The 18,329-nt window shown below is 35.3% G+C and carries 18 protein-coding genes and 4 pseudogenes; 7 read left to right on the top strand and 15 right to left on the bottom strand.

What is annotated here, in order from left to right; genetic code table 11:
* The first annotated feature begins 62 nt into the window (after positions 1-62).
* Positions 63-437, top strand: coding sequence for a hypothetical protein (locus V6E76_RS10055; protein ID WP_247352490.1), 375 nt, complete (start codon positions 63-65; stop codon positions 435-437).
* A 57-nt stretch (positions 438-494) separates the two neighbouring features.
* On the opposite strand, the gene V6E76_RS10050 is transcribed toward V6E76_RS10055, so the two are convergent.
* Positions 495-1,667: an MFS transporter gene (locus V6E76_RS10050; protein ID WP_026866995.1), complete on the bottom strand. Its 1,173-nt coding sequence runs from the start codon at positions 1,665-1,667 to the stop codon at positions 495-497.
* A 16-nt stretch (positions 1,668-1,683) separates the two neighbouring features.
* Positions 1,684-2,037 carry a DoxX family protein gene (locus V6E76_RS10045; protein ID WP_247352488.1) on the bottom strand — a complete coding sequence of 118 codons (354 nt, stop codon included), beginning with the start codon at positions 2,035-2,037 and terminating at the stop codon, positions 1,684-1,686.
* Between the two features lie 120 nt (positions 2,038-2,157).
* Between V6E76_RS10045 and V6E76_RS10040 the strand changes: the two genes are divergently transcribed.
* The gene (locus tag V6E76_RS10040) at positions 2,158-3,045 is read left to right on the top strand and encodes an acetamidase/formamidase family protein (protein ID WP_247352486.1); all 888 of its coding nucleotides are present in this window, start codon (positions 2,158-2,160) and stop codon (positions 3,043-3,045) included.
* 64 nt (positions 3,046-3,109) lie between these two features.
* Here the strand turns inward: V6E76_RS10040 and V6E76_RS10035 are convergent, their stop codons facing one another.
* Complete coding sequence (locus V6E76_RS10035) at positions 3,110-3,562, bottom strand: CNNM domain-containing protein (RefSeq protein WP_026866989.1); 453 nt, start codon at positions 3,560-3,562, stop codon at positions 3,110-3,112.
* 207 nt (positions 3,563-3,769) lie between these two features.
* Positions 3,770-4,024 carry a hypothetical protein gene (locus tag V6E76_RS10030; RefSeq protein ID WP_198687239.1) on the bottom strand — a complete coding sequence of 85 codons (255 nt, stop codon included), beginning with the start codon at positions 4,022-4,024 and terminating at the stop codon, positions 3,770-3,772.
* A 15-nt stretch (positions 4,025-4,039) separates the two neighbouring features.
* On the opposite strand from V6E76_RS10030, the pseudogene V6E76_RS10025 reads away from it, so the two are divergent.
* Positions 4,040-4,655, top strand: a pseudogene (locus tag V6E76_RS10025) (IS6 family transposase).
* Between the two features lie 203 nt (positions 4,656-4,858).
* Here V6E76_RS10025 and V6E76_RS10020 read toward each other — a convergent pair.
* From V6E76_RS10020 to V6E76_RS09970, 11 genes and pseudogenes are all read right to left on the bottom strand, one after another.
* The gene (locus V6E76_RS10020) at positions 4,859-5,962 is read right to left on the bottom strand and encodes an ABC transporter ATP-binding protein (protein WP_247352484.1); all 1,104 of its coding nucleotides are present in this window, start codon (positions 5,960-5,962) and stop codon (positions 4,859-4,861) included.
* Between the two features lie 21 nt (positions 5,963-5,983).
* On the bottom strand, positions 5,984-6,826 hold the full coding sequence (locus V6E76_RS10015; RefSeq protein WP_123808788.1) for a carbohydrate ABC transporter permease: 843 nt from the start codon (positions 6,824-6,826) through the stop codon (positions 5,984-5,986).
* Positions 6,827-6,828: 2 nt separating this feature from the next.
* Positions 6,829-7,713, bottom strand: coding sequence for a carbohydrate ABC transporter permease (locus tag V6E76_RS10010; protein WP_247352481.1), 885 nt, complete (start codon positions 7,711-7,713; stop codon positions 6,829-6,831).
* A gap of 11 nt (positions 7,714-7,724) precedes the next feature.
* Positions 7,725-9,047: an ABC transporter substrate-binding protein gene (locus V6E76_RS10005; RefSeq protein ID WP_247352480.1), complete on the bottom strand. Its 1,323-nt coding sequence runs from the start codon at positions 9,045-9,047 to the stop codon at positions 7,725-7,727.
* A 157-nt stretch (positions 9,048-9,204) separates the two neighbouring features.
* Positions 9,205-9,807, bottom strand: coding sequence for an NAD(P)H:quinone oxidoreductase type IV (gene wrbA, locus V6E76_RS10000; RefSeq protein ID WP_247352477.1), 603 nt, complete (start codon positions 9,805-9,807; stop codon positions 9,205-9,207).
* Positions 9,808-9,839: 32 nt separating this feature from the next.
* Positions 9,840-10,427: an alpha/beta hydrolase gene (locus tag V6E76_RS09995; RefSeq protein ID WP_123808780.1), complete on the bottom strand. Its 588-nt coding sequence runs from the start codon at positions 10,425-10,427 to the stop codon at positions 9,840-9,842.
* A 24-nt stretch (positions 10,428-10,451) separates the two neighbouring features.
* Positions 10,452-10,574, bottom strand: a pseudogene (locus V6E76_RS09990) (ring-cleaving dioxygenase); the annotation flags it as partial.
* Positions 10,575-11,114 carry a transposase gene (locus tag V6E76_RS09985; RefSeq protein WP_123808778.1) on the bottom strand — a complete coding sequence of 180 codons (540 nt, stop codon included), beginning with the start codon at positions 11,112-11,114 and terminating at the stop codon, positions 10,575-10,577.
* Positions 11,115-11,332: 218 nt separating this feature from the next.
* Complete coding sequence (locus tag V6E76_RS09980) at positions 11,333-11,659, bottom strand: four-helix bundle copper-binding protein (RefSeq protein WP_247352475.1); 327 nt, start codon at positions 11,657-11,659, stop codon at positions 11,333-11,335.
* A 205-nt stretch (positions 11,660-11,864) separates the two neighbouring features.
* A complete protein-coding gene (locus tag V6E76_RS09975) occupies positions 11,865-13,433 on the bottom strand; it encodes a multicopper oxidase domain-containing protein (protein ID WP_247352473.1) in 1,569 nt (522 codons plus the stop codon).
* Positions 13,434-13,725: 292 nt separating this feature from the next.
* Positions 13,726-14,472, bottom strand: a pseudogene (locus V6E76_RS09970) (AAA family ATPase); the annotation flags it as partial.
* Positions 14,473-14,847: 375 nt separating this feature from the next.
* On the opposite strand from V6E76_RS09970, the gene V6E76_RS09965 reads away from it, so the two are divergent.
* The 4 genes and pseudogenes from V6E76_RS09965 to V6E76_RS09950 all read left to right on the top strand — a co-directional run bounded on the left by V6E76_RS09965 (position 14,848) and on the right by V6E76_RS09950 (position 18,295).
* Complete coding sequence (locus V6E76_RS09965) at positions 14,848-15,183, top strand: ArsR/SmtB family transcription factor (protein ID WP_247352471.1); 336 nt, start codon at positions 14,848-14,850, stop codon at positions 15,181-15,183.
* Between the two features lie 17 nt (positions 15,184-15,200).
* Entirely contained in the window at positions 15,201-16,145 is a 945-nt protein-coding gene (locus V6E76_RS09960; protein ID WP_247352469.1) for a cation diffusion facilitator family transporter, read from the top strand.
* 533 nt (positions 16,146-16,678) lie between these two features.
* Positions 16,679-17,294 (top strand): annotated as a pseudogene (locus V6E76_RS09955) (IS6 family transposase).
* 242 nt (positions 17,295-17,536) lie between these two features.
* A complete protein-coding gene (locus V6E76_RS09950) occupies positions 17,537-18,295 on the top strand; it encodes an aminoglycoside adenylyltransferase domain-containing protein (RefSeq protein ID WP_051220547.1) in 759 nt (252 codons plus the stop codon).
* Positions 18,296-18,329 lie beyond the last annotated feature (34 nt).

Genomic DNA, 18,329 nt, shown 5'->3' with positions numbered 1-18,329 from the left:
ACTGAGATATGAACATGTTCATATCCCAGAGAAAAATTTACTTTATTCAACTGTAAACTTAAGTGACATCAGGTCATGGTCCCTATGGTAGGTTTTTCACATCAGAAAATGAGAACCTTGCAAGCTACGCGTTTTATGCACCTAAAACATTAGATGCTGCGCCACTAAAAGATGGTGCTTATCACTATAACTTTATCTATGATGGTTATGAGTTTGACTTTAAGTCTAACGGTGAAGAATGGACTTGGTCATATGACGAAGCTCAAAATGAATATACGGATGAGGAACTAATTGATTTAGTGCATAACAACCCGGAAGTATTAGATGAAAATCCAGTTAAATCTGGTGCATATGACTTTAAGATTGAAGATGACAAATACGTTTACCACTTTGCCTCTGATGGGGAACAGTGGACTTGGTCGTATGAGTCAAAATAATATAAGTTAACAGACGAACGCCCCAGAGCTTTGCTCTGGGGCGTTCGTTTTTGTATATCAATCATTCTCTGCTTCTTGTTCAATTTCTTTAGTTGTTTGTTGTCTTTGTTGCTGCCTATATCCATAGGTACTATTTAAAAGTACATCCTCATTATTAACGGAAGACCCTAGTGCACCAATAATTGTAGACAGACTCGTTGCAATCCATGTTGTATATGCATAGGAACTAATATTTACAGCACTCACTGTCATATTTTCTTCAGCCTGACTTGGTGGAATTAATAATGAGGTGAGAACCATAAACATAACAAATAACAGTACATAGTACATCACTACTGTTAACAATAATGTGAAAAACGTTGTTGCATTGTATAGTTTACCTAGAAAAGCATGTTCATCCTTTACTTTACTCTCCCATAAATTATTAGAGGTAATAATCCAAGCAACTAAGGATAATATCGCAACAAACATCAGTACGATTGCTCTAATTGTACTGAAATGTGTGCTTAAGCCCCAAATAGTGGGAAAGACTAAGGCATAAGCACCAGTTGTGAAAGCAATGATAACTATATTTAAAAAGGCTTTAAATAACTTCATTGGTCTGTTGGCATTAATCATACCTGAAATGATCCTAAGTAAGCCTTTTTTCTCTGATTGAACAGTAAATCTTGCATGTGTACTATTTTTTGTATTTGAAGTTTCACGTTCTAATGGAGAGAGTTTTTCAAAAAATCTCTGCCCAATTAAACTTTTTGAACTTTGATATTGAATATCATCATTCGATTTTTCGTTACATTCCTGAGTTTGCTCTGATTCTTTTCTCTCTCTTTCAGAACTACCATAATAGATTTCATTCATCATTTGAAGAATAGACTCCCTGACACGCTTTTTCATTGGGGCAAAGCCAAAACCAGGTAAGCTAATAAATGCGACATGCTCATCACTATGAACTTCAGCAATGATCGGTTTTTTACCATCAAATAAAGGAAGGTCTGTTAAAGTAATCGCGTAATCCCATCCCTTGTTCGACATCTCCGCTTTCGTCCATTCTATTGCCCTATCCGCCCGGTTCGTACCACCCGTCCAACTATCAACATGACACTCGATTTCCCATGTCACATCATTATTAACGTAATGTTTTAGGTGTCTAGGAAGGTCATCTATTAAATCATCGATAATCTCTTCAGCATAATCCGGCGCTGTAATTAAGCCCAGGGTTCTTTTCTGCATGGAATCCACCCTTTCTCTATATTCTCTTAACCATACCCATTAATACAAACTGTAGTGGTAATCTTAAGTAAAGGAGCCGCTTAGGTAGTTCGATCGTACCAAGTGGGAGTTTCTTTCTAGCCATATAAATATTTGCTGGAAAGACAGCAAGTAGGAAAGCATTGATTAGACTTTTAAGTATCTTGCCCGGTCGCTTGAAGAAAAGTAACAATCCAAATATGATTTCAGCTAATCCAGACGCATGGACAATGAACCGTTTGAATGGTAAATAACTCGGTACTACTTTTTCAAAGCCTTCTTCTCGTTTGAAGTGTAGAAAACCTGCAACACTAAATACTATTGCGAGTGAAAATCTATATAGATGGCGCATAAATCAGTCTCCTTCTTTAATTTTTCTTGATTCAGTTTAACATAGTCGTCCATATCAACTCTATTACCTTGAACCTATTGAGTGTTATAATGTCAGTAATTTTAATGGGTAGGTGGACTTATGAAAAAATTAGAACGTAATCAAACAATAAATCATTTCACACCAGATTTAAAGGCTGTGATGTCTGTTGATTTAGGGGAACGCTTTGTTGTTGAAACCCATGATTGTTACGGCGGACAAGTACAAGATGAACATACTTCTAGATGGGATATTGATCGTTCAATTATAAATCTAGCTACAGGTCCGATTTATATAAATGGTTTGAAAGCCGGTGATGTGGTTAAGCTTGATATTGATAATATAGAACTTGGTTCTTCTGGTATTATGATGACGGATACTGGGCTCGGTGTCTTAGGTGATACTATACAAAAGGACTCGACGAAAATTCTACCGGTTGAAGATGGATTCGTGAAGTTTAGCGAACGTCTATGCCTCCCTGTTAAACCGATGATTGGTGTCATCGGACTGGCAACAAAAGAAGATAAAATCCATACTGCTTCACCAGGTTGTCATGGTGGCAATATGGATACGACTGACATTACTACAGGTAATTCTCTTTACCTTCCTGTTTTTCAAGATGGTGGCTTACTTGCTATGGGAGATCTTCATGCAACAATGGGTGATGGAGAACTCGATGGTACCGGGGTAGAAATTGATGGTGAAGTCACTTTAACAGCTTCTAAAGTAGAAGGCTTATCAATTTTAAACCCGATCGTCGAAAGTCCAGATGCTTTTTTCTTTATCGCATCAGCTAAAACATTAGATGAAGCCATTAAAATTGCATCACAAAATACGGTCGATCATCTAACGCTTGTACTTAAGGAAGACTATGAGATGGCCTATCGATTGTTGTCTGCCTGCTGTGACATTCGCATCAGTCAGGTCGTTAATCCTTTAGTCACCGTTAGAGTGAGAGTGCCTAAAACACTGCTCCCTAACTTAATATAAATTTAGTGATAATTTATTTTATTCCACATAAAAAGGTGCATCTGACAAAAGTCAGATGCACCTTTTAACCATTAATCGTAATTAACCAGCCAAAAATAGCTAAATATATGTTTGTAGAACGTGCCATACCAAGTGCTAAAGGTTCAGGGTTAGCAATCGCTAAGTTTTTAGGGTATAACTCACCAAAAATCATTTGGACAACTGTAGATAAGGCTAAAGCCAATACTGTCCCTAAGATTACAGCTAAACTATTACCTACTAAAGGTTCCGCAACAAAACCAATCAATAGTCCAGTTATAGTAATCCCTAATTGAGCACCTGAGAGCATGAACGAAGTTTTTCTCGTTACAGATAGTGCATTTTTAGCCGCACCATTCCCCTCTTCTGCAAGTGTACTTAAACGAGAACGATCGACAGACATATATGCAAATTCCTGAGCAACAAAATAACCATTCGCAGCAATAATCGCGAGAATGATTATGATACCTAAGAGTAATGTTAAAACGGCGCCTAACATTGTGCATCACCTACCCTCTTGAACTTTATGGGTCGACTCGCATCATCCGCTTCATCAGTACTCGTAGTTTCGTTCTTCGAGTATGAATCCAAAATCTCCTACTTCATTGTCATTGTATATTATCTCCTCCAAAAATATAGTTTATAAAAATATTACAGATACTTGCAATCTAAAACAAAAAATACGATTGCAAAAACCCTTCATGATTTAATTTGAAGATGTCGTTGCTGTGACAATAGTTTCAGCTGACTCCACTACTTCCTCCACCGTATCTAAAGCGACGATATTAATGTCCTTACTAAGTACTGCGCTTAAGTCGTCAGTAAATTTCTCTCCTTTACTTGGTGTTCTGTTATATAAATAAATATTTTCGATATCTGCCGCTTCAACTGCTGCAATTAACTGGTAAAATCCTTGTAAGGGTTCTGTTGCAAAGTTGAATTTATAGTATAATTTTAACAAAAAGGAGTCTTCTGTATGAACTATTTCAGATATAAACAATTTAACAAGGATGTTATCACTGTAGCCGTCGGCTACTATCTAAGATACGCGCTTAGTTATCGAGATATATCTGAAATACTAAGGGAACGTGGTGTAAATGTTCATCATTCAACGATCTACCGTTGGGTTCAAGAATATGCCCCAATTTTATATCAAATTTGGAAGAAAAAACATAAAAAAGCCCATTACAAATGGCGTATTGATGAGACATACATTAGATATTTGGTTGCGTAAGCAACGAGATAATCATTCAGCATATGCGTTTATCAAACGTCTCATTAAACAATTTGGCAAACCTCAAAAGGTGATTACAGATCAGGCACCTTCAACGAAGGTAGCAATGGCTAAAGTAATTAAAGCGTTTAAACTGAATCCCGACGGTCAATGTACATCGAAATATCTGAATAACCTCATTGAGCAAGATCACCGTCATATTAAAGTAAGAAAGACAAGATATCAAAGCATCAATACGGCCAAGAATACTTTAAAAGGTATTGAATGTATTTATGCTCTATATAAAAAGAACCGCAGATCTCTTCAGATCTACGGATTTTCGCCATGCCGTGAAATCAGTCATATGTTAGCCAGTTAAACGAACACCGACATGATAAAATGGTGATCAGCTATACTTTTTCTAACGCGGTGAGCGATGCGATACTTCCTTGTTTGAGTAGTTTAAATAAATCTTTCATAAAATGGCCACCTTTAAAGTAATGAATTCAAATACATATATTTATATACACATGTTGTGTCATACCCAAACTTTTTATAACTTTTTTCTTTCACTTAATTTGGTTAAACGATTTTTTCTAGACTATTATAGTCAAAGAAATGTGTTTTATTTAAATTAAAATTTAAATATATACGATTACCTTGTTCAATATTACGATCCGCTTCTACTCGAGCAGCAAAATCTGTGCCTTCTAAATCAGCATACACCATATATTCTGCCCCCATTAATTCACTCACACGAACGACTGTTTCTATTTGTGTTGATGACTTAGATGCGTCCACACGAGTTTGGATTTTTATATCTTCAGGACGTATGCCAAAGTATAGGAGTTGATCTTTATAGTTTCTCGCATTTAATAATTCAACTTGTTCATCTTGTAAATGAAGTATAGTGTTATCTCCTATATGCACAGCTTCCCCATCAAATGTACATTTAAATATATTCATCGGTGGTGATCCGATAAACTGCGCGACAAACAAGTTGTTTGGATAATTATACACTTCTTTTGGTGTACCGACTTGCATTATTTCACCGTTATTTAAAATAACAATGCGGTCAGCCATCGTTAATGCCTCAGTTTGGTCATGCGTTACATAAATTGTTGTTGTTTTTAAGCGGTTATGCAATTTAATAATTTCTGCACGCATTTGCACGCGTAATTTCGCATCTAAGTTAGATAATGGTTCATCCATTAGAAATATACTCGCATCACGTACAATCGCACGCCCTAAAGCGACACGTTGACGCTGTCCGCCAGATAACGCTTTTGGTTTACGCTTTAAAAACTGTTCAAGTCCTAAAATATTTGCAGCCTCTTCTACTTTTGAACGAATTTCTTTACGTGGTAACCTTTTAATCTTTAAACCAAAAGCAATATTATCAAATACACTCATGTGTGGATACAATGCATAGTTTTGGAATACCATTGCAATGTCCCTATTTTTCGGTAGCACATTATTCATTTCTTGGCCATTAATCAATAATTTTCCAGAAGTAATATCTTCTAGGCCCGCAATCATACGTAATGTTGTTGATTTTCCACATCCAGATGGACCAACAAACACGATAAATTCCCCATTTTTTATATCGAGGTTGAAGTCTTTTACGACTTCAAGGCCTTTGTTATCGTATTGCTTATGAATGTGTTGTAACGATAAATCTGCCATTTTGTCACTTCCTAGTTATGATTATTTCAAATCTTTATCGCCAAGTATGTTGGCACCTTGGATAAAGTACTTTTGTAAAAAGAAGAACAACAATATAACGGGTAAAAGTACAATAATTGCACCGACCATTAAATAGTTCCACTGTGTCGTCGACTGCCCTTGGAATACTTGGAGACCGAGTTGTAACGTATATAGTCTTTCATCGTTTAAATATAATAATGGGCCTAAAAAATCGTTCCATACCGCATTAAATGAAAAAATCGCAACGGTAAGCAATGCAGGACGTACCATTGGTAAACCTATTTTATAAAAAATCTGAAAATGATTGGCGCCCTCTAATTTTGCAGCTTCTATGTAATTATCAGGAATCCCTTTAAAAAATTGTCTTAATAAAAAAATGTTAAACGCACTACCTAGTAACGCCGGTATAATGAGCGGATAGTAAGTATTGACTAATCCGAGTTTAGCAAAAATAACGTACTGTGGGATTAATGTTACAAATCCAGGCAACATCATCGTTGACAATACAATAAAAAACCAAATATTGCGCCCTTTAAAATGTATTTTAGAAAACGCATATGCAATCATGGCGTTTACAAATACATTCGCAAGTACAACAATAATTGCAATGACTGTCGTATTTAAGAAATAAGTACCAAACGGTACAATATCGAAAATATTACTATAATTAGAAAATTGAATATTTCTCGGGATAAACGTAAATTCTCCGTTATATATTTCTTCTAAAGATTTTAAAGAAGTCGACACCATCCAAAACAATGGTGCTACCATAAACACACTTCCAACTAACAGCAGTATAAAGTTAAACGATTTCCAAAAGTTATTCGTTTTATTATCGAACATGATTAATCATCCTCATAATGGACCCAAAATTTTGCTAAAGTAAAATTTACTAATGTTAATAAAAGTACGATGACAAACAATACCCAAGACATTGCCATTGCATAGCCCATATCAAATACAGTAAATGCTTTAATCCACATATATAAATTATAAAATAGTAAAGAGTTTTCAGGAGACCCGGAGTTATCTGAACTCATAATATATGCTTCTTGGAAAATTTGAAATGAACCGATTGTACTCGTAATCACATCAAAAAATATAATCGGACTGATTAAAGGTAATGTAATTTTAAAAAATTTTTGAAAGTTCGTTGCACCTTCAATAGATGCGGCTTCATACAAGGATTTTGAAATCCCTTGCATTGCGGATAAGTATAATAACATCGCACCACCCGCACTCCATAACTTCATTAAGATTAATGATGGTTTCGACCAATTCGCATCGAATAACCAGTTTGGGCCATTAATGCCAAACAATCCTAAAAACTGATTAATTAAACCTGCTGATGGATCGAGCAATTGCATCCACAACAAATACACACCAACGCCAGATAGCACGGCGGGCAAATAATAAATTGTACGGAAAAATCGCATACCTGGAACATCTTGGTTTAGCATAACGGAAATAAGAATTGCGGCGATAGTCGTTAGAGGGACGGAAAACACGACGAAAAATAACGTGTTTGCCATTGATGTCCAAAACAAATTGTCATGGAATAGCATTTCTTTATAATTACTGAGTCCAATATAATCCATCCTAGAAGTAACGTTATAATTCGTAAAACTCCCATATAAAGAAAAGGCCATGGGGCCAAATGTTAGCCCCAAAAACCCAATAATCCATGGCAATATAAATAAGTAGCCATATATATTTTCTTGTCGTTTCATAAAATCACCACTTACTCATTATTAAACATGCGTTCCATTTCTGATTGTGCACGTGGTATACCATCTTCAACAGTTTCTGAACCGTTAATAATTTCATCAAATATAGAATGTAAAGTACTACCGTAATCCGGTGCGCCTAGGGGAATTAAAGTCAACACAGTGTTTTCCATGTTGTCAACCATTGTATTGTAAACTTTTTGATCTGTATTATTAAATTCTGTACTTTCAGCTGCGTCAATACTTGCTTGTTCGTTAGCCATCAAGTCAAAGTTATTTTCAGCCCAGTATAACTGTGAGTCGTAATTCGTTATATATTCGATAAATTGATATGATGCTTCTGGATTACTTGCACCCTTCGGTATTTCGGCAACGAATCCACCACCGATTGATGCCGGTTTTGCACCAAGTTCTCTTTGTGGGAGTGGACTAGTAACAAACTCTAAATCACTTGCATGATTACGTAATTGAACATTATAGTTTGCGTTACGTACTAAAATTGATACTTCTCCTGACATGAAAGGATCTTGCTGTGCGTTATCAAATCGGGCATTCACTGAATCTAAATAATTCTTTCCATATTTTTCTTGAGACTGAAGTACCCATTCATATGCTGAATGTACTTCAGGGTTATTAATATTAATCTCTCCTTCAGGAGAAATATAATTTTCACCTAAAGCATTGACCATCCATAATGAAATAGATCCACGTATTAATGGATAAAATCCAATACGTTCATATCCTTCGTCATTTTGAATATCTAATGCTTGTGCATATGCATCTACTTCTTCCCATGTTTCAGGTAAATCTTCTGTAGATAATCCTGCTTCTTCTAAATGTGCAACATTATAAAACATTACTGAGTTATCTGTATTAAATGGTAACGCATAAATCTCATCATCAACGACTGCCGCATCGAACAATTGGTCATAAAAACGTGATTGAACTTCATCATCTACATATTCTGTAATGGGTTCTACTTGTCCTTCAGATGCGCGTACTCTAAGTGAATTAATATCATTAATAATGACATCTGGTGGATCGCCTGCAGCAATAGCGGATAAGTTTTTAGTAAAAATATCGCTCCAAGGAACGTATGTATGTTTTACAATAATTTCATCTTGGGATTCGTTAAAATCTTTAATAATTTTCTCAATAACTGTACGGCGCTCTTCACTACCCCAGAATGTCCAAAAGTTAAGTTCGATAGGTTCAGAAGATGCATTATCACCATTACTTTCGCTAGAATTACTTGAATTGTTGTCTACTGAAAATCCGTTACATGCAGTTAGTAACAGTACGAGAATCAATACAAAAAAATAACTGAAATGTTTCATCATACCCACCTTTATAAAATTTTAAAAACATAGTAGAAAATATATGAAAATTACAACTAAATTTACATATTTAGAGTAATCTTTGGACACACTATTGTCAATTAATTTAATTTAAAATGAAAAACACACCAACTCTATTGAATTGGTGTGTGAAATATTATTGGTTTATTTTAGTTGCGATCTCTAATGTACGTTTTACTTGGTGTTCAACTGCAGGTCGAACTTCTTCTTTAATGCTTCCATCTTCATTTAAAGTTGCGCTCGTTCCGTATGGATTACCGCCAGCAGGTGCAATTTTATCACTTGTATATCCTGGTGGTACGATAACTGCACCCCAGTGCATCATTGTTGTGTAGAAGCTGAGTAATGTCGCTTCTTGACCACCGTTTGCATTGTTTGCTGAAGTCATTGCACTTACGGCTTTATTAATTGTTTTACCTTGCGCCCATAATCCACCCAACGTATCAATGAATTGTTTCATTTGAGAAGAGATCATACCAAAACGTGTTGGCGTGCTAAATATGAGTGCATCTGCCCAATCAATATCTTCTGCAGTAGCTACAGGGATGTCTCTAATTGTATTATATGTGTTTTTCCAAGGTTCATTACTATCTATAACCTCTTGGCTTGCAAGCTCCTCTACACGAAGTAATTTCACTTCGGCACCTGCAGCTTCACCTGCTTCTTTTGCCCATTTTGCCATTTCGTAGTTTGTACCTGTCATAGTATAAAATATAACTGCTAATTTTGTTTGATTCATTTTAAAAGCTCCATTTTATTTGTATTTAATAGTTAAATCCAGTCTTTAGCTGCCTCTACAACACTCTGATCTAAATTGTGCCCTTCTACCCAATGTGTAGAAACTGATGCACCGCGATCTTTTAACATTTCAATGAGACGTTCATTTTCTTGAACGGGTGCCATCGGATCATTTTTACCCATGGATAAAAGGACATTTAAATGTCCTAAATCAAAAGTATCTTTTAAGTTAGCGGGATATAATGGTGCACCAAGTATCGCATGGTGAAATGCTTCTGGGTGACGGAAAATCATTTCCAATGCAATGTTTGAACCATTAGAGAATCCGAGTAAATAAACATCACTTAAATCAAAGTCATACTCGATGGATTTTTCTTTAATAAATTCAAATAGTTGATCGGCACGATTTCGTAAATCATCCCAGTTATACTGTCCCATACCGACGCGTTCAAAGAAGCGGTTCATTCCATTTTCTTTTACTTCTCCACGCACGCCTAAATAATTGAAATTTGAATTAATTGCTTGAGCGAGAGGAATTAAATCCGTCTCATCACCGCCAGTTCCATGTAATAAAACAAAAACTGGTGCACCTTTTTTATTTTCTTGATATACGTGTTTCATGAGAAACCTCCTATATTTAAGAATTTAATTTGAACGTGTCGTATCGAAATGACGAATTTGACTTTCAATTTCTTCACGTTTATCTTCTAAAAATGGCGGGAGTGCGAGTTTTTCACCTAATGTTTCGTATGGCTCATCTTCCATAAATCAATGAGAGAATCTAAGGTCGTAATTTTCGGGACATGTAAAATAATCTTCAATTTCATTATATGGCCAATTAAATGTATTAAAAATATTTGTTCTGTTTTTCTTTGATTGCTCCGAATAGTATGTATTAAAAGGAATTAAAGGTGTAACTTCAAAATCATCAATCAAATTCTCATAATTTTCTTCACTTCCATATCCAACATCGGCAACAATATATTTAGGAAGTTTCTTATGCAAATCTATGAAATGATTCAAGAACGGCGTGAGTGTTCTTGAATTCGCCGGATTTGGAAAGATGTCATAAGCCAGGGTGAATTGATTGTTTGTCGCAATCTGTAAATTATATCCTGCCTTCAATTGACCGTTCTTCATATGGTCTTCCTTCATTCTCATGAATGTGGCATCACAATCTGTCTTAGAATAGCTTTTTCGATCGCCAAGGATTTTCAATTGCTCATTATATCTTATATTTCTTTCGTAGATATTTTTGAGTACCTTAATGACTGTTTTGAAGGGAATTCGGTTTACTCCTCCTTGCAACGATGGTTCTAAACGAACTCAACTGTTTTTTATAACCTTGTCTAAACTAAGGCGTCTCTTATAAGTATTGTCAAAATCAAGGGCGCTCTTAATTAATAATGCAAATACACCTTAATGTATATTTTCGTTAAAATGCTAGGTACAATCTTAACCGGAAATAAAAGAAGTGGTATGTCCAGAATAAGTTCCGACATACCACTTCTTTCTAAGTGTTGTGCTTAGGCGATTTCTTTACAAGACTCTGCACATTTGAAGCACGCATCTGCACATTTCTGGCAGTGATCGTGGTCATGTTTTTGACACTCGTTGCCGCATGCTTCGCAGACCTTGGCACATACTGCCGCCAGATCAGAAGAAAATGGTGAATTTCTTGTCAGAGCCTGTTCTAAAAATGCACAGATATCTGCACATTCACGATCCAATCGGATACACTCCGCCATCATTTTTACGTCTTCTTCCCTCAGACAGGCATCGTAACAGTGGTTACAGGCTTCCATACATTCATGTAACGTCTGAATCAGTTGTTGATGTTGTTCATGAGCCATTATAAATCCCTCCTATAGAATTGAATGCACTTACATTAATTGAATACCCATCCATTTCGCATATAAACCAATATGGTAAAACTCCATAGAAACTGCACATAATTTTAATGATGATTGTCCTTCTCCAACTTACTCAATATTGTAATTCGTCTAGAAAAAATCAAGAAATAGTTCCTTTTTTGTTATTAGATTGAAGCTTTGGAGCTTACTCTACTTTAACCTGTCCCATCATCCCATTATCCTCATGTTCAAGTATGTGACAGTGGAACATATATATGCCTTTATTTTTAAACTGAATGGCAATTTTTACAGTCTCATCCGGGGCAACGGAAAAACTATCTTTCCAACCTCTTTCGTTCTCAGCTGGTGCTTCTCCATTCCTGGAAAGGATCTTAAACTGAGCACCATGGATGTGGAACGGATGAATCATGCCGCCCATCATGTCAGGTTTATTATAAATTTCCCATACTTCTGTAACACCTTGTTCCTGCGTAAAATCAATTCTTTCAGGATCAAATTTTTTTCCGTTTATCGTTACCTGATCCATCATGCCGAAAAGTTCAATTTCTTTTGTCACTGGCAGGTTCTTTTCTTCTTCTGTAACTGAAAAGTCATTCATTTCATCAGGTATATCCATGTTTTTACCTGTTTGATCTGTGATTTCAAAAGGTAAGAGCGTGGCACCATCTTCATTCATTAACGCTATATTTTCATTACCATCGACTTTAGAAAAATCAATGATTATTTCGGCCCGCTCTGAAGGCGTGAGTGTGATTTCTTCCATTGAGACCGGTTCATTTAAAAACCCGCCGTCCGTTGCGACTTGTACAAAAGAATCCCCTGTATTTAGTTTAAAGGTGTAATTTCTTGCATTTGATCCATTTAAAAGTCGAAGCCTTACTTTTTCTTTATCTACAGTTAATTTTGGATTCAATGTGCCGTTAATTAATGATGTATCCCCGACTGTGCCATCTTCATTTGCTATGGCTTTGTAATTCAGTTGTTTTTCATCATTAAATACTTTGTCCTGGAAAACGAGAGGGATGTCATTTTCTCCATATTCACTTGGTAATTCGAGATTTTTTGAATTTTGGTCCTCGATATAAATTAACCCAGCAAGTCCGTTGTACACTTGTTCAGAGGTTTTTCCTTCCGGGTGGGGATGGAACCACAATGTGGCAGCTTCCTGTGTCACTTCAAATTCAATAGTACTCTCTTCGCCTGGCTCCAATACATTGTGTGGACCACCATCGTCATTCCCTGGCACTTCCAATCCATGCCAGTGAAAAGTGGTATTTTCATTGAGTTCATTGATTAAGTTTATTTTCACAGTATCTCCTTTTTCAAATTGAAGCATGGGACCTAGAAACGAGGCATTATAGCCATATGTTTTTGTTTGAACGCCATCAAATATTTCTGTTTCTCCTTTTTGCGCGCGTATTGTATACTCAGTTCCTTTGTTGCTGTCGCTTTTGAGTATAGGGGGGATATTCAGTTCATTCTCTCCTGTCGAATCAATTAGACTTACCACATCATCATGATCCATATGACCATTACCCATGGAACCATTATTCATTTCTCCTTCACTGGAGGAGTTATTCATATTTTCTTCCATAGAATTTTCATTGTCCTCATTCATGTTCATCTCTTCATTTGAATTCTTTTCATTGCTAGTATCTTCTACAGATGCTTCTTCGTCATTGCTTGTACAAGCTGATAAAACAATGACCATCATTAGAGAAAACAAGCTTATCAATAGGTTCTTTTTTCTCATACTTTACAATCCCTTCTTTCTACTTTTAATAAAGAACTTGTCATTCCTTTATGTATTAGAATAGATTATAATTTTCGAGAATTCGTGCATAAAATGAGTATTTAATATGACAAAAACTACATGCAAGATTAAGTTCAAAAAACGACCGTTTTACACACAAAATAGTGCATACGGTAAAAGGATGTCACTTAAGACGCTATTTTACGCCTGTTTTTAAGCGCTATTTTGTACTATAACACATTTGAAAAAAGGTAGAACACAGCCTTTTATGTTCCAACTGTCACTTTCGATGTTATCTTGCACTTTCAAATACTAAACTGTCTCGGGCAGCTTCCACAACTTCTAAAGTAATGGTATGAAGATTATTGATTTCAAGTATTCTCTCTATTTGAGTGAAAAGTCTTTGAATGAGTCTAAAGTTCCCGCCAGTAATTTTAATAATACTAGTCAGAGCTTCGTAATCAGAAAAATCTTCAATTTTTATAGAAAGGCCCAACTCTTCCCATTTGTATTCCAAGATATGATGCGTTTCATCTTTACTGAGTTTATCAAATTCATGAGCAAATCCAATTCTCGAATAGAGCTGGGGGTATCGTGCCAATCGTTTCTCGATTCCAGGCATTCCAATAAATATCATTGCGATATTATTTCTATCATATATATCCCTCAGTTGCTATAAACTCTGTATTTTTAATCGATTGATTTCATCTACAATAACAAGATCAATATCTTCAAATGAATCTGTCGTATATTTTTCTTCTTCACTGTTCTTTGCTCTGTATATACTTTTTACCATATTTATTCTGAATCCAATGGAATGAATTTCTGCAGTCATTTTTGTCGCTCTTATAGGAGGCGCGGTATAAAAAATGGTTCTAGCTTCAAGTATACTTTCATCGAGATTTTCTGATTGTAATTCCTTGATATTCGTGTAATCTATTTCTTTTTCGATAGTGTTCCAATTAGCATAATATTTGGAAGACAATGTTTTTCCGACACCGGGTAATCCATAGCATATTCCAATATATTCGTTTTTGAGAAGAAAATTTTCTTATTCTAAAAATTACTTTTATGTAGAGATGTCTCTGAATGAATTTATTAAATAAGGTGGTTTAGCGTAGGCTAAATTTACAAAATAATTATAAATAACTATTCTGCGAGTAAGTTCACTTAAACTAACGAGGTATATTTGTGGAACAAGATAAACATTACATTAGAGATAAGGTAGCATAGTAGTTACGCTTGTCGCATTATCTAAACTGATATTTATATTTTAACTTTTAGAAACCTTGACGACTCGTTCGAATGTTATAGTTTCTAATTGACATTCAATGTAGCGTAATATAAGCTATATATGATAATATGATTATATGTTCATATATTTAAATCTATACATTATATAGGAGTGAAATAAATGAATGAAGAACAGAAACCCGAAGAGTTGTTGAATGAAGGAAAACAAGACTTAGATGAAGAAACGTTGTTTATTGTTTCGCAAACGTTCCAAGCATTGAGTGACCCAACCAGAATTCGTATTTTGAACTTTTTGTGTTCGGGTGAACATGCTGTCAATGAGATTGCAGAGACATTAAATTTGAGCCAATCTAGTGTCTCTCACCAATTACGTTTCTTAAAAAATTTAAGACTAGTCAAATATAGAAGAGCAGGAACAACATTGTTTTATTCTGAAAATGACGATCATGTTATTAATTTATTGAATCAGGCAATTGAACATGCTGAACATCATTAATCTAGGAGGCGTTTAAAATGGGACACGATCATAGTCATAATCACACGCATGGTGCAAATATAAAGGTTTTATTGATTAGTTTTATTATTATTACTTCATATATGATTGTTGAAGCCATAGGTGGATATCTTACTAATAGTCTTGCCTTGTTGGCAGATGCAGGTCATATGTTAAGTGATGCTATATCACTTGGAATTGCGCTACTCGCCTTCACCCTTGGAGCAAAAGTTGCTAACCATAGTAAAACATATGGTTATAAGCGGTTTGAAATACTGGCGGCTGTTCTTAATGGATTGACACTTATCATCGTCGCACTTTTTATTTTTTATGAAGCAATCAGACGTTTCCAAAACCCGCCTGAAGTTGCATCTACCGGAATGTTAGTCATTGCTACAATTGGTTTACTAGTCAATACTCTTGTTGCTTGGATGATGATGCGCGGCGGAGATGTAGAAGGAAATTTGAATATGCGTGGAGCATACTTACATGTGATTAGCGATATGCTTGGCTCTGTTGGTGCCATTATAGCTGCATTACTCATCATATTCTTTGGCTGGGAGTGGGCAGACCCACTCGCAAGTGTCATTGTTGCCGTGCTCGTGTTACGCAGTGGTTACTTTGTTACGAAATCCGGGCTACATGTCTTGATGGAAGGGGCCCCGGAAGATGTTGATATGGATGATGTGGTTGAAACAATCAAAAATAAAAAAGGCATTGAAGGTATTCATGACTTACACGTTTGGTCGATAACAAGCGGATTAAACGCACTGTCTTGTCATGCGGTTGTAGATGAACGAATGTCTATTGCTGAAAGTGAACGATTGCTTCGTCAAATCGAACATGACCTTGAGCACCAAAATATTCACCATATGACGGTTCAATTAGAAACGCCTGATCATTTGCACGATAATTCTATCTTGTGTAAGGTGCAAGCTAAGTCATCTGGACACCACCATCACTAAAATGAATTATAATTGAACCAATAATAAAGAAATGTCATATATTTAAGTTTTTGTTTCATATAATTAATTATGGGTGATTGTCTTGATATCAAGATAATCACTCCTATTTTTTTGATACTGCAGAAAATTTATATAGTGCTATAGCCCAGATTTAAGACAAAGGTCTGCTAAACTTTAATCACCGATTCACATCCGGTTACCCCTTCTGTCACTTTCGTAATTATTCTGCACTAATTCAGACGATAATTTGCATTATAATTAAAGAACCCAGCTTGTCTTCGTAAGAAGACAAGCTGGGTTCTAAAGTAGTATGTGCAAAATAGTATTTAAAATATATGCAATTCATCGGTGAAATAGACACTCTAGTGTTGTCTATTTAGGATCTAGACTAAATTTACAGAATAAATATAAATAACGAGTTTGTAAATAAGTTCATTTAACCTAACGAGGTAAGTTAGCAAATAAGAGAAATATTATGGTTCTGTTGCAAAGTTGAGTATATAGTATAATTTTAACAAAAAGGAGTATGCTATATGAACTATTTCAGATATAAACAATTTAACAAGGACGTCATCACTGTAGCCGTTGACTACTATCTAAGATACGCGCTGAGTTATCGTGATATATCTGAAATACTAAGAGAACGTGGTGTCAACGTTCATCATTCAACGGTCTACCGTTGGGTTCAAGAATATGCTCCGATTTTGTATCAAATTTGGAAGAAAAAACATAAAAAAGCCTATTACAAATGGCGTATTGATGAGACGTACATTAGATATTTGGTTGCGTAAGCAACGAGATCATCATTCAGCGTATGCGTTTATCAAACGGCTCATTAAACAATTTGGTAAACCTCAAAAAGTGATAACAGATCAGGCACCTTCAACGAAGGTAGCCATGGCTAAAGTTATTAAAACGTTTAAACTGAACCCCGACTGTCATTGTACATCGAAATACCTGAATAACCTCATTGAGCAAGATCACCGTCATATTAAAGTAAGAAAGACAAGATATCAAAGTATCAATACAGCAAAGAATACTTTAAAAGGTATTGAATGTATTTACGCTCTATATAAAAAGAACCGCAGGTCTCTTCAGATCTACGGATTTTCGCCATGCCACGAAATTAGCATCATGCTAGCAAATTAAGCGAACACTGACATGATAAATTAGTGGTTAGCTATATTTTTTTACTTTGCAACAGAACCGCCTCTTTCATATTGACTACATTTCTTATATGACTCTCATTTAGTAACAGAACTTTATCACCCTCTTACGATATTTATCTATATTCTATCTACCATTAAAATTAAAATCTATTCATAAAAAGTATACTGTCTCATTATGGTATAAAGGTTATATATAATGCTTTAAATCGGAGTGTTCTTATTATGAAAGAGGATAATATTCAAATCGATAATGTCTTAAATGAGTTGAAAGACTTGTTTACAAATGACTTATTAGGGGTCTATCTGTATGGTTCCTATGTTGAGAGTGGCTTAAAAACCAATAGTGATATTGATTTTTTAGTTATTTTAAATAGAGATATGACATATCAAGAGAAAGAACAACTAATTTCTAAAATTATGCCTATTTCCAAAAGTATTGGAGCGGACAGTAATCTCAGGTACATCGAGTTAACAGTGCTTAATTACAATGACAATGTCCCTTGGACCTATCCTCCTACTGAAGATTTTGTTTATGGAGAGTGGCTCAGGGAAGATTATTTAAACAATATAATTCCAACTAAGAAAACTAATTCAGATCTCGCTATTTTGCTTTACCAGGCGAGGTCAAACTCAATTTCACTTTACGGGGATAAAAATATCAAAAATCTAGTTCCTGAGATTCCTTTGAACGACTTACAAAAAGCGATTGAGGATGCTTCTAGAGTATTAATAGGTGATTATGAGGGTGATGAAACGAATGTCATTTTAACCTTTTGTCGCATGATTCTGACCTATACTACTGGTGAGGTCTATTCGAAAGAAACTGCCGGACAAATTGTTATGGAAAGCTTATCAGATGAAGAAGCTAAGCTAGTTCAAATGGCTGTTAATGATTATAAAACTGGGGAGTATATTGACTGGCATCTTTACCCAGTTGAGACTTTAATTCAGGTACTGCAAAATCGTATAGGACATGAATAATTTATCAATAAAGAGCCAGCAATCTTTTAATTAA

This window comes from Jeotgalicoccus huakuii (genome assembly GCF_036665975.1).
Lineage (GTDB): Bacteria > Bacillota > Bacilli > Staphylococcales > Salinicoccaceae > Jeotgalicoccus > Jeotgalicoccus marinus.
This window is presented reverse-complemented; position numbering and strand designations above follow the sequence as displayed.